This window comes from Micromonospora sp. USAFONa4 (genome assembly GCF_057197825.1).
This window is the reverse complement of the sequence record NZ_CM170072.1, coordinates 6,256,721-6,271,846: the sequence shown is the minus strand read 5'-3', so window position 1 is coordinate 6,271,846 and position 15,126 is coordinate 6,256,721. Positions and strand designations below refer to the sequence as shown.

Here is a 15,126-nt window from a genome sequence, read left to right as displayed (position 1 = left end):
TGCCGGTTCAGGCCGAGCCGAACTCTTCGTCCAGCAGGCTGAAGATCTCCTCGGCGGAGGCCGACTCGAGGCTGGTGCCCTCGTCGGCGGCGGAGTCCGCACCGGACTCGGTGTAGGTCCACAGGGAGAGCAGTTCACGCAGCCGGGCGCCGACGGCGGCCCGGTCGGTGTCGGCGGAGGCCACCGCCCGCATGGCGTGCTCCAGCTTGTTCAGCTCGCCGAGCACCGTCAGCGCGGAGGTGCTCCGCTCCGCCAGCAGCGCGCCCCGCAGGTACTCGACCAGCGCGGCCGTGGTCGGCCGGTCGTAGATCAGCGTGGACGGCAGCCGCAGGCCGGTGGCCGCGTTGAGCCGGTTGCGGAACTCGACGGCGGTCAGCGAGTCGAAGCCCAGCTCGACGAAGCCGCGCTCGACGTCGATCGAGCGGATCGACGCGTAGCCGAGGACCGCCGCGGCGTGGGTGCGGACCAGGTCGGAGAGCACCTGGTCGCGGTCGGCCTCCGCCGTGGCGGCGAGGGTCTCCCGCAGCGCCTCGGCCGGATCGCGTTCGGCGGCCCGTACCGCGCCGGTCGTCGCCGGCCGGACCAGCGACCGCAGCACCGGCGGCACCGCCGCCGGCCCGTGCCGGCCGATCAGGGCGAGGTCCAGGTTGACCGGTACGACCACCGGCTCGGCGAAGCGCAGCGCCTCGCTGAACAGGTCCATGCCCTCGTCGGCGCCGAGCGGGACGAAGCCGCCCCGGTTCATCCGGGCCTCGTCGACGTGCCCGGTCTGGCCGTCGCCGGTGTCGTTCACCCACGGTCCCCAGGCCAGCGAGAGCGCCGGGAGTCCCCGGTCGCGCCGGTGCTGGGCGAGGGCGTCGAGGAAGCAGTTCGCCGCCGCGTGGTTGGCCTGCCCGGGGCCGCCGAAGAGGCCGGCCGCCGAGGAGAAGAGCACGAACGCGGCCAGGTCCAGCTTCTCGGTCAGCTCGTGCAGGTGCCAGGCCGCGTCGACCTTGGGGCGCAGCACGGTGTCGAAGCGGTCCGGGGTGAGCGCGGGCAGGACGCCGTCGTCGAGCACCCCGGCCGCGTGCACCACGCCGGTCAGCGGCAGGTCGGTGGGGAGCTGGTCGACCAGCAGGGCGAGCGCGTCGCGGTCGGTGACGTCGCAGCCGACCACCCGGGCTGTGGCGCCCAGTCCGGCCAGCTCGTCGACAAGCGCGGCGACGCCCGGGGCGTCCGCCCCGCTGCGGCTGACCAGCAGCAGGTGCCGTACGTCGTGCCGGGTCACGAGCCGCCGCGCCACGAGCCGCCCGAGCAGGCCGGTCGCCCCGGTCACCAGGACGGTGCCGGCGGCCAGGTCGGGGCCGGACGCCTCGGCCGGGGGCGGGCCGAGCCGGGTCAGCCGGGGCACCCGGAGCTGGCTGGCGCGTACCGCGAGCTGGGGTTCGCCGGTGGCCAGGGCCGCCGGCAGCAGCGCGGCGGCCGAGGCGTCGTCGTCGACGTCGAGGAGCACGATCCGGTCGGGGTTCTCCGACTGCGCGGAGCGCAGCAGGCCCCAGGCGGTGGCGGCCGGCACGTCGGCGATCCGCTCGTCCGGGTCGACGCGGACCGCGCCGTGGGTGACCACCACCAGCCGGGAAGCGGTGAGTGCCTCCTCGGCGAGCCACTGCTGGGCCAGCGCGAGCATGCGGTGGGCGACGCGGTGCGCCTGGGCGGCCGGGTGCGGCTCGTCGGCGGCCGGTCCGGCGCAGGTCACCAGGACCGCGTCGGGCACCGGACCGCCTGCGCGCACCTCGGCGACCAGCGCGGAGAGGTCCGGGTGCCGGTCGGCGCCGGGCCAGTCGTCGCCGAGGGCGACGAGCCGGGACGTGCCGTCGGCGCGGCCGGTTGCGGGGGCGACCCAGTCGAGGCGGTGCAGGGACCGGCTGGCCGACCGGCGGGCGGCGCTGAGCTGCTCGCCGGAGATGGGCCGCAGGACCAGACCGTCGACGGAGGCGACCGGGGTGGCGCCGGTATCGGTGATGGTCAGGGCCACGGATGAGGCGTCGGTGGCGCGCAGCCGGATCCGCAGCTCGCGGGCGCGGGTGGGCCGGATGGTCACGCCCGACCAGGTGAACGGCAGGCCCGGGCGGATGTCGGGGCCGCCCTCGGTGCCCGACGCGCCACCGGCGGGGTCGCCGGCCGTGGCGTCGGTGGCGCCTGCCGTGGCGCTGGCGCCGATGGCGTGCAGTGCCGCGTCCATCAGGGCCGGGTGCACCGAGAAGGCCGTGGTGTCGGTGGACGCGTCGGCGTCCAGGGCGACCTCGGCGAGGATGTCCGGGCCCGACCGCCAGGCGGCGCGCAGCGCCCGGAAGACCGGGCCGTAGTGGTAGCCCTGGGCGGCGAGCCGGGCGTAGAGCCCGTCGAGGGCGATCGGCTCGGCGTCGGCGGGCGGCCACACGGCGGCCGGAGCGGGCTCCGGGTCGACGGTGTCGGCGAGCTGGCCGGAGGCGTGCCGCTGCCAGGCGCGGGAACCGTCGGGGCCGGTGTCGTCGTCGCGCCGGGTGTGTATGGCGACGGGCCGGTGCCCGGTCTCGTCCGGCGGGCCGACACGGACCCGCAGGTCGATCCCTCCCTCGGTGGGGATCGCCAGCGGCGCCTCCAGGTTCAGCTCGGCGACGGTCGCCGTGCCGGCCTGCCGGCCGGTCCAGGACGCCAGCTCCACCAGGGCCGTACCGGGCAGCAGCACCGTGCCCAGCACGGCGTGGTCGGCGAGCCAGGGGTGGGTGGCGAGGGTGATCCGGCCGGTGAACAGCAGCCCCTCGTCGCCGGGCAGGTCGGCCACCGCGCTGAGCAGCGGGTGGTCGACCACGTCGAGGCCCACGGCGGGCAGCACCGAGCGGTGGGCGCCGGTGCGCTCCAGCCAGTAGCGGTTCCGGTCGAAGGCGTACGTGGGCAGGTCGACGGGCTCTGCCTCGGGCAGCAGCCTGCGGTGGTCCACCGCCAGGCCGAGGGTGTGCGCGGTGGCGAGGCCGGTCAGCAGCCGGGTGGCGGCGTCGGCCGACCCGGCGAGGGTCTCCAGGACGTGGCCGGTGACGCCGGTCGCGTCGAGGACGGCGGCGACCCGGTCGGTCAGCGCCGGCTCCGGCGAGATCTCCACGAAGGTCACGTGTCCGGCCGCGACGGCGGCGCGCAGGGCGGCGTCCAGCTGCTCCGGCCGGGCCGCCTCGTCGGTCCCCGGGCCGGCCTGGCCGGCCAGGTGCGCGGCTGCGGAGTCGGCCGGGGCGTCGGCGCGGAGGTCGGCCCAGTGGTCGGCACCGAGGCGGGCCGAATCGGCCCAGTCGCCGGTGAGCGTGGAGGCCAGCCGGGCGGTCCCGGGCTGCGGCGCGATTCCCGCCAGGCCGGCGCGGAGGCCGTCGGGGCCCAGCTCGCCCGCCGCGGCACGGGCCCGCAGCGCCACCGTCCGGGCGGCGTCGGACAGGGACAGCAGGCCCGCCACGTGGGCGGCCACGACCTCGCCGTCGCCGTCGCCGACGACCGCGGCCGGGGTGAGCCCGGCGTGCCGCCAGACGGCGGCGAGCGCCACCCCGACGGCGAACAGCACGGGCCGGGCCAGCTCCGGCCGCTCGCCCCAGGAGGCGTCCGCGCCGGTCAGCAGGGCGGCCGGGTCGACGTCGACCCACGGGGCGAGGGCCTGCCGGCACTCGGCGAGGGCATCGTCGAAGACCGGGCAGCGGCCCACCAGTCCGGCCGCCGCGCCCGCCGGGGCGACGCCCGGGAAGACGAACACCGGGCCGGCGCCGTGGTTGGCGACGGTGCCGGTCAGCACGTTGCCGGCCGGGGTGCCGGCGGCGAGCGCGTCCAGGCCGGCCAGCAGCTCGCCGGGGGTCGCGCCGAGCACCGCGGCGCGCCTGTCGAACGCCGAGCGGGTCGCGGCGAGGGACCAGCCGACCGCCGCCGGGGCGAGGCCGGGGTGGGCCCGCAGGTGCCGGGCCAGCCGGGACGCCTGCGCGGCCAGCGCCGAGGTCGAACGGGCCGAGACCGGCCACACCACCACGTCGGCGGCGACCAGCCCGGCGGCGCGTTCCCGCACCTCCGCACCGGCGGCCGACGGCGTCGGAGCGTCGGCCGCCCCGGCGTCGGCGGGCGCGTCGGTGGGCAGCTCGACGACCACGTGGGCGTTGGTGCCGGAGATCCCGAATGAGGAGACCGCCGCGCGGCGGGGCCGGTCGACCGCCGGCCACGGCCGGGACCGGGTCACCAGCTCCACGTCGCCGGCCGACCAGTCGATGTGCGGCGACGGCTCGTCCACGTGCAGCGTCGCCGGTACGGTGCCCTCCCGCATGGCCAGCACCATCTTGATCACGCCGGCCACGCCGGCGGCGGCCTGCGCGTGGCCCATGTTCGACTTGACCGAGCCCAGCAGCAGCGGGCCCGCGTCGCCCCGGTCCTGCCCGTACGTCGCCAGCAGGGCCTGCGCCTCGATCGGGTCGCCGAGGACGGTGCCGGTGCCGTGGGCCTCGACGACGTCCACGTCGGTGACCGCCAGCCGGGCGCTGGCGAGCGCCTGCCGGATCACCCGCTGCTGGGAGGGGCCGTTGGGGGCGGTCAGGCCGTTCGACGCGCCGTCGGAGTTGACGGCGGAGCCGCGTACGACGGCGAGGATACGGCGGCCCTGCCGCCGGGCGTCGGAGAGCCGCTGCACGAGCAGCATGCCGACGCCCTCGGACCAGCCGGTGCCGTCCGCCGTGGCGGCGAAGGACTTGCACCGCCCGTCGGAGGCGAGGCCGCCCTGGCGGGAGAACTCCTGGAACGCCGTGGGGGTGGCCATCACGGCCACGCCGCCGGCCAGCGCCAGGTCGCACTCGCCGCGCCGCAGCGCCGCCCCGGCGAGGTGCAGCGCCACCAGCGACGAGGAGCAGGCGGTGTCGACGGTGACGGCGGGTCCCTCCAGCCCGAGGGCGTACGCGACCCGGCCGGAGATCACGCTGTGCGCGGCGCCGGTCATCAGGTAGCCCTCGACGCCCTCGGGGACCTCGGTGAGGCCGGTGCCGTAGCCGGAGGTGGAGGCGCCCACGAAGACGCCCGTACGGGTGCCGCGCAGCGTCGCCGGGTCCACCCCGGCCTGCTCCAGCGCCTCCCAGGAAGTCTCCAGGGCGAGCCGCTGCTGCGGGTCCATGGCGAGGGCCTCGCGGGGCGAGATCTCGAAGAAGGCGGGGTCGAAGTCCGCCACGTCGTAGAGGAAGCCGCCCGCCGGGGGGTGCGTCCCCTCCGCCGGCTCGGGGATCTCCCAGCCCCGGTCGGTGGGGAACGGCGAGATGGCGTCCACCCCGTCGGCGACCAGCCGCCAGAACGCCTCCGGCCCGTCGACGCCGCCGGGGTAGCGGCAGGCCATCCCGACGATCGCGACGGGCTCGTCGGCGTCGACGACGACGGTCTGCGGGGCGTCGGCCGGGGCGGCGCCGGAGACCAACTCGCGCAGGTGCGCGGCCAACTCGGCGGGGGTGGGGTAGTCGAAGACCAGCGTGGTGGGCAGCCGCAGGCCGGTGGCCGCGTTCAGCCGTCCCCGGAAGTCCACGGCGGTCAGCGAGTCGAAGCCGAGGTCCTTGAACGGGCGCCCGCGCAGCTCGTCGGGGGTGGCGTGCCCGAGCACCGCCGCGGTCTGCTCGTTGACCAGCCGCAGCAGCTCCCGCTCCTGCTCCACCGCCGGCAGCGCCGCGAGGTGACGCAGCGGCGCGGCGACCCCGCCCGTGGGCGCGGCGGCCTCCTCCTCCTGCGCGACGAGCGCCCGCACCTGCGGCACGCCGCCCAGGAACGGGCTGGGCCGGGCCACGGTGAACGCGGGGTGGAACCGGGTCCAGTCGACGTCGGCGACGGTCACGCAGGGCGTCGGGCGGCGCAGCGCCCGGTCGAGGGCGACGAGCGCCTTCTCCGGGTCGATCGGCGGCAGGCCCATCCGGTTGAGCTGCTCGGTGGCCACGTTCTCGGCGGCCATGCCGTGTTCGCCGCCCCAGGCCGTCCAGGAGACGGCGGTGGCCGGCAGGCCCCGGTCGCGCCGGTTGACGGCCAGGGCGTCCAGCAGGGAGTTGCCGGCGCCGTAGGCGCACTGCCCGGCGCTGCCCCACACCCCGGAGATGGAGGAGAACATGACGAACGCGCCGAGGTCGCGCTCGGCGAGGCAGGCGTCGAGGTGCAGGGCGCCGAGCACCTTGCCCGCGACGACGTGGGAGAACTCGTCGAGGGTGGTGTCGGTCAGCGGGGTGAGCTGGTCGGTGCCGGCGGCGTGCACGACCGCGGTCAGGTCGGGCAGCACGTCCACCAGCTCCGCCACGGAGCGCCGGTCGGTGACGTCGCAGGTGGCGACGGTGACCCGCCCGTCGGCGCCGTACCGGTCGAGCAGGTCCGCCACGCCCGGGGCGGCGGTGCCCCGGCGGCTGGCCAGGACCACCCGCCCGGCGCCGCGGCCGAGCAGCCAGCGGGTGACGTGGCCGCCGAGGGCGCCGGTCCCGCCGGTGACCAGGACGGCGCCGGAGCACCAGTCGCCGGCGGGGGGCTCGTCCGCCGCAGGCGGGGCCGGGGTGAGCCGGCGGGCCCAGGTCCCGCCGGGCCGGACGGCCACCTGGTCCTCGCCGACGTGACCGGCCAGCACGGCGGCGAGCCGCCGGGTGGTGGCGTCGTCGACGGTGGCCGGCAGGTCGACCAGGCCGCCCCAGCGGTGCGGCTGCTCGACGGCCGCCGCACGGCCGAGGCCCCAGACCTCGGTCTGCAAGGGGTGCGCGACCCGGTCGCCCGGGGCCGCCGCGACCGCGCCGCTGGTGACGCACCACAGCGGCGCCACCAGGTCCAGGTCGGTCATCGCCTGGACCAGGGCCAGGGTGCTGGCCGCGGCGTGGGTCACACCGGGGTGCTCGGCCAGCAGCCGGTCCTGGCCGGCGACCACGGCGAGCACGCCGTCGACCGGCCGGCCGTCGAGGAGGTCCCGCAGCCGGGCGGCGAGCGCCGCGCGGTCGAGGTCCGCCGCGCCGACGCGCAGCACCAGCGGCTCGTCGTCGCCGAAGAGCCCGGCCAGGCCGTCGGCCCACGCCGGCGCGTCGTCGGCCGGCAGCACGACCAGCCAGCGGCCCACCGGGCCGTCGCCGTCCCCGACCGGCACGGGCTGCCAGGTCACCTGGTACGACCAGCCGTCCACCAGCGAGCGTTCCCGCCGGGAGCGGCGCCAGGAGGTGAGCACGGGCAGGGCCGGCAGCAGCGCCCGGACCTGCTCGTCGTCGTCGCCCAGCTCGCCGCGCAGGGTGTCGGCGTCCGCCTGCTCCAGGGCGGTCCAGAAGTCGTCGTCGCCGTCCGCCGCCACGCTGTCGGGGGCGGCGGGCGGCGGCTCGGGCCAGAAGCGCTGCCGGCGGAAGGCGTACGCGGGCAGGGGCACCCGCGCGGTGTCGGCGCCGGCGAACAGCTCCGCCCAGCCGACCTCGACCCCGCCGACGTGCAGCTCGGCGAGGGCGGTGAGGGCGGAGGCGGGCTCGGGGCGGTCGCGGCGCAGCAGCGCCACGGCGGCGGTGTCGTCGTCGGTGCCGGAGGCGGTCAGGACGTCGCGGGCCAGCGCGGTGAGCACGCCGCTGGGGCCGACCTCCAGGAACGTACGCACACCGAGGGCGCGCAGCTGGTCGACGCCGTCGGCGAACCGGACGGCCTCCCGCACGTGCCGGACCCAGTAGTCGGCGGTGCGGATCTCGTCGGGGTCGGCGACCGTGCCGGTCAGGTTGGACACGATCGGCAGCGTCGGCGGGTGCAGTTCCAGCCCGCGCACCACGGCGGCGAACTCGGCGAGCATGGGTTCCATCAGCGGGCTGTGGAAGGCGTGGCTGACGCGCAGCGGCCTGGTGCGTACGCCCTGGTCGGCCCAGCGGCGTTCGAGTTCCTCGACGGCGTCGGCGGCGCCGGAGACGACCACGGCGGTGGGCCCGTTGACGGCGGCCACGGCGACCCGGTCCTCGACGCCGGCCAGGGCGGCCCGGACGGCGTCGGCGGGGAGCTGGACGGCCAGCATCGCGCCGCCGGCCGGCAGGGCCTGCATCAGCCGGCCCCGGGCGGCGACGAGGGTGGCGGCGTCGGGCAGCGACAGCACGCCGGCCGCGTGCGCGGCGGAGAGCTCGCCGATCGAGTGGCCGAGCAGGACGTCCGGGACGATCCCCCAGCTCTCCAGGAGCCGGAACAGCGCGACCTCGACGGCGAACAGGCCGGCCTGGGTGTAGAGGGTCTGGTTGAGCAGCCCGGCGGCCTCGTCGCCCTCGGGCGCGAAGAGCACGGGGGTGAGCGGGCGGGGCAGGTGCCGGTCCAGCTCGGCGCAGACCTCGGCGAGCGCCCGACCGAAGACGGGGAACGCGGCGGCCAGCTCGCGGCCCATGCCGCTGCGCTGCGCGCCCTGGCCGGAGAAGAGGAACGCGAGCTTGCCGCCGCGCGGGCCGGCGCCGGTGACCAGGCCCGAGGCGTCGCCGCCGGTGGCGAGCGCGCGCAGGCCGTCGGCCAGGGCGGCGCGGTCGGCGGCGAGCAGCACGGCCCGGTGTTCGAGGCTGGCCCGGGTACGCGCCGACGACCAGCCGACGTCGGTCAGCCGCAGCTCGGGGCGGCCGTCGAGCCAGTCGGCCCAGCGGGTCGCCTGGGCGGCCAGGGACTCGGCGTCGCGGGCGGAGACCAGCACCGGCACGAGGCCGGCCCCGTCGACGCAGGCGGTGTCGGCGGCGGCCGGCACGGCGACCGCGTCGGTCGCGGCGGCGGTGCCGTCCGGGGCGTCCACGGGGGCCGGGTCGGCGGCGGGCGCCTCCTCGATGATCACGTGGGCGTTGGTGCCGCTCATGCCGAAGGAGGAGATGCCCGCGCGGCGGGGCTGCTCCCCGGCGGGCCACGGCTGCGGCTCGGTCGCCAGCGACACCGCGCCGGCCGTCCAGTCCACGTTGGGGGTGGGCTCGTCGACGTGCAGCGTCGCCGGCACGGTCTCGTGCCGCAGCGCCATCACCATCTTGATCACCCCGGCCACGCCGGCGGCGGCCTGGGTGTGCCCGATGTTCGACTTGACCGAGCCGAGCCAGAGCGGCCGGTCCGGCTGCCGGCCCTGCCCGTACGTCGACAGCAGCGCCTGGGCCTCGATGGGATCGCCGAGGGTGGTGCCGGTGCCGTGTGCCTCCACGACGTCGACCTGCTCCGGGGCGAGCCGGGCGCTGGCCAGCGCCTGGAGCACGACCCGCTGCTGGGAGGGTCCGTTGGGGGCGGTCAGCCCGTTGCTCGCGCCGTCCTGGTTGACCGCGCTGCCGCGTACGACCGCGAGGACGGGGTGGCCGTTGCGCCGCGCGTCGGAGAGCCGCTCGACGAGGAGCAGGCCGACCCCCTCGCCCCAGGCGGTGCCGTCGGCGGCGGCGGCAAACGACTTGACCCGGCCGTCCATGGCCAGGCCCCGCTGGCGGCTGAAGCCGATGAAGGCGGACGGGGTGGACATGATGGTGGCCCCGCCGGCGAGCGCCAGGGTGCACTCCCCCTGCCGCAGCGCCTGGCAGGCCAGGTGCAGGGCGACAAGCGACGACGAGCAGGCGGTGTCGACGGTGACGGCGGGGCCCTCGATGCCGAGCGCGTACGAGATCCGGCCGGACACGACGCTGGCCGCGGTGCCGGTGAGGATGTAGCCCTCGGTGCCGGGCGGCGGCTGCTGGAGCAGGCCCACGTAGTCCTGGCCGGTGGTGCTGGCGAACACCCCCACCTGGTGGCCGCGCAACGCCGAGGGGTCGAGCCCGGCGTGCTCGAACGTCTCCCAGGCGGCCTCCAGCAGCAGCCGCTGCTGCGGGTCCATGGCGAGCGCCTCGCGCGGCGAGATGCCGAAGAACGCGGCGTCGAACTCGGTGGCGGAGTCGATGAAGCCGCCCTCGGCGACGTACGACGTGCCGGGGTGGTCGGGGTCCGGGTGGAACAGCCGCGCCAGGTCCCAGCCGCGGTCGGCGGGGAACGCGGAGAAGGCGTCGCGGCGGGAGTCGACGAGCTCCCACAGCTCCTCGGGCGAGCCCACCCCGCCCGGGAACCGGCAGGCCATGCCGACGATGGCGATCGGCTCCCGGTTGGCCGCCTCAAGCTCGCCGAGCTTCCTCCTGGTCTGGTGAAGGTCCGCCGTCACCCATTTCAGGTACTCCCGGAGCGTATCTTCAGTCGCCATTGACGCCACCTCTTCGGGCCGGAAAGAAACAGGCGACCCAATACCGTCCACAGACGCCACAAGCCGCGAAGATCTAAGCCCATTCAGCCGACCACGAATTGCCAGACAAAAAGCGTTTCAGCCCCCACCAGGTCTTACGCGCCGGACGAAAGGTAATTGTCGCCGGACGGCGGTCACAACCCCTAGCGTGCCCCTACGGGTGCCCCTAGCCCGTGTTTCGTTAGGGACTGCCGGGCGGGGAGGTCGGCCCAGCGTGGCGGTGATCGATAAGAGCGGCGCTCCGGCAGATCGGTTAGCCGCCAAGCGAATCGACGACCGACGGAGACCTGGCGCCAGGGTAGCGGCTGCGAGGCGGCACGGGGTGCACGACGCCCGGTGGGCGAGGCCGCGGTCGTCCGGCCTGCGGGTGTCGGGCCGAGAACGTCCCCCAGGTAGGACGAAACGGCAGATCGTCGGCGGGGTCCGGTGGGCCGCTGGCCTCCGGCCCGCCGACCACCTCGATGCCGGCCATGCGAGGTCCAGGCCTGGCCGGGGCGGGATGCGCCCGAGGTGTACGCGCCGTGGCGGACCTCGTACCGTTGGTTCGGCACCGATGTGGCGTCGCCACCGGGTCACGGGCTGGCCCGCAGCCCGGCACGGTCGCCCGCCGGGACACGCCTCGCCTGCGAGCCGGGCCGCGGGCATCCCGAGCAGGGTGGCCAGGACGCCCACCGGAATGCCGGGAAATCCAGCGGTGGGTGGCCGCCCGGCTGGAACCGCCGTCGACGATCGCCTGCGACGTGCCGCGGAATGGGGCGTCACGTGTGCTGCGGAGCCACCGGAACTGTCGTCGTCACCGGGCCAATGCGCGAAGCGTCGGCAGCGGAATCGTCACGGAAATCCGCTAGTACTGCATCACGCAATAGACGACGGTCGGGTGCGTGAACCGGTACCAGCGGTTCCACCGGTAGTCCCGAGTGCAGTTTCTGTCGTTGGCCGCCCCCGGGACGATGTCGACGATGTGCACCGTGCCCTTCGCCTTGCACTTCGACGCGCCGACGATCCAGCCATTGCCCTTCGGGAATTTGTAGCAGTAGTTGCGCACCAGGTGGCGCTCGAGACACAGGCGGTAGCCGTCCTCCCCGATGTACGCGGACTTGGGATCGGCGCACGCGCCCTGGTCGTAGTCCACCGACACCACCCGATAGGTGCCCCGCGTGCCGTTGCAGTTGCCGATACCCAAAAAGTCGCCGTCCTCGCTGACGACGATGCACTGCCCGATCTTCGCGGGCGGCGGGGGTGGGGCCGCCTCGGTCGTGGGCGGTGCCTCAGGCGGAGCGGACGTCTCCCACGTGGTCGGTGGTGGGGGTGTCGTCGGCGACGGCACGGGCGCGGGTCCGTCCGCGACGGCCACCGGCCGGCCGTCGTCGCCCCTGTTGGCGACGACCAGCGCACCGGCCGCGACCACGCAGGTCCCTAGCAGGCACAGCGCCAGCACCCCGGCGATGACACCGATGATGAGAGGTCCGTTGTTCTTCGGCGGCGGCGCCGGTGGCAGCGGTGGCGGTGGCGGTGCGCTACCGGGTCCCGGTGGAGCAACACCCTGGTCGTCAGGACCGCCGGACGTCGGAGGCAGCGTCACCCGGGCAGTGTGGCACAGCTCCACTGGGGACGGCCAGATTCCCTGCCCGGGCCGGAGTTACCGCTGGTTGGCGGCCGGCGGGACCGGAGGGCGTTCCGTCTTCAGATCGTGGATCCGCCGCCGCAGCGTGTCTTCGGTCCCCGGCGGCGGTGGGTCGCCCCGGTGGCGGCGCCATCTGGCGAATGCCAGGTCCAGTTGCGCGGAGTGCAGACGCTTCATCCGCGTGTAGGCCGGACGGTCACCACGCAGGAGCGCCTGTAGCCGCATCCGGAGACGCAGCGACGGATTCACCAGTACGGGCACCTCGGCCCGGGTGATCGCGCCGCGCGGGTCGCACGCCTCACCCCGGAACTGCCGAAGCAGCGACCTGGTTTCCTGACGCAGGGCGGTGACGACGAGAAACAGCAGGATGGCGAACGCCGGCCCCTTGAGGACGATGAGGTTCAGCGGCTGCACAACGAACAACTGGAGCGTGGAATTGTCGGACTCCCAGTACAGGCGGCCCATTGCAAAGACGTCCCAGATCAGGTGGGCCGCGACGGCGACGGCGAAGCCGCTGCCAACGCAGACCGCCCGCCGTCGCCAGTCGCGGAACTGCATGGCGAGTCCGATGCCGGCGCCGATGATCCCCGTATAGGTGGCGTGGCTGACCAGGAGCCCGGTGACCTGCCGGTACCAGTGCTGGTAGAGCACGGCGCCGAAGTCCCCGGTCATGTAGGACATCGACTCGGCGAACTGGAAGCCGATTCCTACGCAGGCGCCGATGACGATGCCACCGAGCATTCCGTCGACGCGCCGCCAGGCGAGCAGGACGACCACGAGGACCCCGGCGCCCTTGCCCAGTTCCTCGGGGACCGCGGCGGCGGCCGCGTGACTGACGATCGACGCGGTGCCCGGCATGAGCTCTGCCGTGATGACGACGTGCAGGACGCCCTCGACCATCTGGGCGAAGTAGGCAGCGACGAACAGGCCCCAGGCGAAGGCGGCCACGACCAGCCGCCACGGTGGCTTGCGGTTGCGCTGCATCCGGCGGAACGTCCACAGCGCGAAGAGGGTCGTCGGAATGCTCAGCAGCGCGCCCCGCCAGGCGACTCCCACCTGCAGGAGGGTGAGAAGCACGATCAGGAGGGCCGGCGCGGCGAACGCCAGCGCACCGCCGACGGCCCAGGTCCTGTAGCGGTCACGCGGCGAGCCACCCGTGGCGGAGGTCATGGCGACGACGACGGCGGCGACGCAGGCGACGAAGAGCGAGACGCCGGCGGCCCCGAGGCTGACCATGCCGAGGACGCGTACCCCCGTGCCGTCGTCCCGGATGACGGCGACCAGCGACGCCACGGCGATCATCACCAGCAGCGCCTCACCGGTGGTGAGCGCGGCGCCGAGCCGGTCGAGCCGGTACGCAGCCGGGTCCGCCACCGCCGGGTCCGGTGCCACCGGCCGGTCCACCGACCGGGGCGGCGGGGCGCCGCTCGGCTGCGTGGTCGTCCCCGTCATCGCTCGATCTCCACGTGCACCCGGACGAGCACCTCCTCCGCCCGGTTCCCCCGGACGGTGGCCAACACGAACTGGTAGGTCCCCGCGGGCACGGCGGAGGTGGCGCTCAACGGCACCGGCCTGGCCCGCAGGTCGTCGAGATCCGGCAGGTCCACGCTGTTGGTCCGGTGCCCGAAGGCGTCGTACCAGCTCGCCCGCGCGGGTCGCGTGGCTGCTGCCCCGGCCACAGCCTCGTCGAGGATGGCGGCCGGAATCTGCCCCTGCCGGAACCTCTTCTGCGGTCGATCGACGATGCGCGCGGTCGCCAGGTCGTACGCGTGCAGCCGGATCGCCAAGGCGGGAGAACGTTGTGGGGTGGTCGGCCAGGACACGGCCAGGACCCCGGCCGAGGCGAGGAGGACGATCACCGCGATCAGGCCGAGGACCGTCATCACGCGCACCGGAAGGTCGTCTTCCGTGGGCTCGGCCCCGTCTCCCGTGGGCTCGGCCCCGTCCGACACGGCTTCCTCCGTCCACGGTGGTGGGTTAACCTAGCCTAACCCGAAGCGACGGTCCCCCAGGTGCACGCGCTCGCGCCCTCACGTGGCTCACTTCCGACGCTCGGATGGGGAGGCCATGTCTGCGGCGGTGTCGGTCGAGGTGCTGGCCGAGGGCGTACCCATCGACTGTGGCGGGATGGCCGACAGCCTCGCCGGCTGCTACGGAGCGGTCCCCGCCGTCGGCATCGCCGCGGCTGCGGTGCTCGGTGGTGCCGCCCTCGCCGGCTACACGGCGTTCGCCGTGTTCTTCCCGCAGGTGCTCAACGCCCTCATGGGAATACCGGCGACGACGGATCCGATGGGCCGCAGGTCGGACTGGACCGATGCCCGCGCGCACCCGCAGTCGCCGACCCGGCCGCCGGACTCGCACCTCGCCGGCGGCGACCCGGTCTACCACCGCCCCGGCGCTACGGCCATCGGCTACGACGAGTCGACCCTACGGAACTTCGACGCCGTCGCACCCGAGCCCGGCCACCACGACGTCGTGGTGCACGGTGAGCGCAACGGCCTCTTCCGCCCGGGCGTCGTCGGGGCGGACGGTGCCGGCCATCCGTCGAACTACACCCACCCGGCGCAGATCGCCGAGGCGATCCGCGGCAATCCGCACTACGGCGGCGGCCCGGTGCGCCTGGTGTCCTGCCACTCGGGCACCGTGGCGCCCGACGCGGGGGTCGCGCCGCCGGCCCAGCAGGTCGCGGACGCGCTGGAGGTGACGGTCCTGGCACCCACCGACGCGGTCGGTGTGAACCGGTATGGTCCAGCGGGGCAGGTTCCTCGGATCAGGAACGGCGGCCAGTGGGTGACCTTCTATCCCGGCGGGGGGACCGATGGGTAAGCCGGCGTTGCGGTTCGCCGGGATGTTCCGCGAGCTGGGACCCGTCGGCCTGGGCCTGGTCCAGGAGAGCATCTTCGACAACGTCTCCGCCGAGGAGCTGCCGGACGTCGACGAGGTCGTCCGCTACCTCAGGGCGGGCTACGTCCTCATCGACATGATGGACCTGGCCGACGACCCGTTCGACGCGACGCGACAGGTCATGAACGGTTCGACGATCCGCACCGACGGTGACTGGCTGTGGCGCGACGATCTGGCCTACCACGTCCACCGGCACCGGGTGGCCCTGCCCGACGAGTTCCTGGCGCTGATCCGCGAACGCGGCTACGCCGTGCCGCACCGGGACGAGGAACTGCTCCGCGAGAGCTCACTGGTGGCCGAGGAACTCGTGTTCTGACCGCAACGCCCTGGTCGAGGTCCGCAGCGTCGGCGCCGGCGGGCCTGCGGGACGCTCCGGCGCACCTTCCCCGCGGGCCGTGGCCGGGCGGGT

The 15,126-nt window shown here is 75.3% G+C and carries 6 protein-coding genes; 2 read left to right on the top strand and 4 right to left on the bottom strand.

Annotated features, from left to right (window positions below):
- Nucleotides 1–7: 7 nt before the first annotated feature.
- The 4 genes from AC0OO9_RS27225 to AC0OO9_RS27210 all read right to left on the bottom strand — a co-directional run bounded on the left by AC0OO9_RS27225 (nt 8) and on the right by AC0OO9_RS27210 (nt 13,705).
- On the bottom strand, nt 8–10,150 hold the full coding sequence (locus tag AC0OO9_RS27225) for a type I polyketide synthase (RefSeq protein ID WP_484513366.1): 10,143 nt from the start codon (nt 10,148–10,150) through the stop codon (nt 8–10).
- An 883-nt stretch (nt 10,151–11,033) separates the two neighbouring features.
- On the bottom strand, nt 11,034–11,627 hold the full coding sequence (locus tag AC0OO9_RS27220; RefSeq protein ID WP_484513364.1) for a hypothetical protein: 594 nt from the start codon (nt 11,625–11,627) through the stop codon (nt 11,034–11,036).
- Nucleotides 11,628–11,828: 201 nt separating this feature from the next.
- A complete protein-coding gene (locus tag AC0OO9_RS27215) occupies nt 11,829–13,265 on the bottom strand; it encodes a PrsW family intramembrane metalloprotease (protein WP_484513363.1) in 1,437 nt (478 codons plus the stop codon).
- On the bottom strand, nt 13,262–13,705 hold the full coding sequence (locus tag AC0OO9_RS27210; protein ID WP_484513361.1) for a hypothetical protein: 444 nt from the start codon (nt 13,703–13,705) through the stop codon (nt 13,262–13,264). Before AC0OO9_RS27210 ends, AC0OO9_RS27215 begins: the two co-directional genes overlap by 4 nt.
- A gap of 175 nt (nt 13,706–13,880) precedes the next feature.
- On the opposite strand from AC0OO9_RS27210, the gene AC0OO9_RS27205 reads away from it, so the two are divergent.
- Complete coding sequence (locus AC0OO9_RS27205; RefSeq protein WP_484513359.1) at nt 13,881–14,639, top strand: hypothetical protein; 759 nt, start codon at nt 13,881–13,883, stop codon at nt 14,637–14,639.
- On the top strand, nt 14,632–15,033 hold the full coding sequence (locus tag AC0OO9_RS27200; protein WP_484513358.1) for a hypothetical protein: 402 nt from the start codon (nt 14,632–14,634) through the stop codon (nt 15,031–15,033). The genes AC0OO9_RS27205 and AC0OO9_RS27200 overlap by 8 nt, the downstream gene beginning before the upstream one ends.
- The last annotated feature ends 93 nt before the right edge of the window (nt 15,034–15,126 follow it).

Coding starts and splice junctions, on each gene's coding strand:
- AC0OO9_RS27225 (WP_484513366.1), bottom strand. CDS start 10,150: ATGGCGACTGAAGATACGCTCCGGGAGTACCTGAAATGGGTGACGGCG.
- AC0OO9_RS27215 (WP_484513363.1), bottom strand. CDS start 13,265: ATGACGGGGACGACCACGCAGCCGAGCGGCGCCCCGCCGCCCCGGTCG.
- AC0OO9_RS27205 (WP_484513359.1), top strand. CDS start 13,881: ATGTCTGCGGCGGTGTCGGTCGAGGTGCTGGCCGAGGGCGTACCCATC.
- AC0OO9_RS27200 (WP_484513358.1), top strand. CDS start 14,632: ATGGGTAAGCCGGCGTTGCGGTTCGCCGGGATGTTCCGCGAGCTGGGA.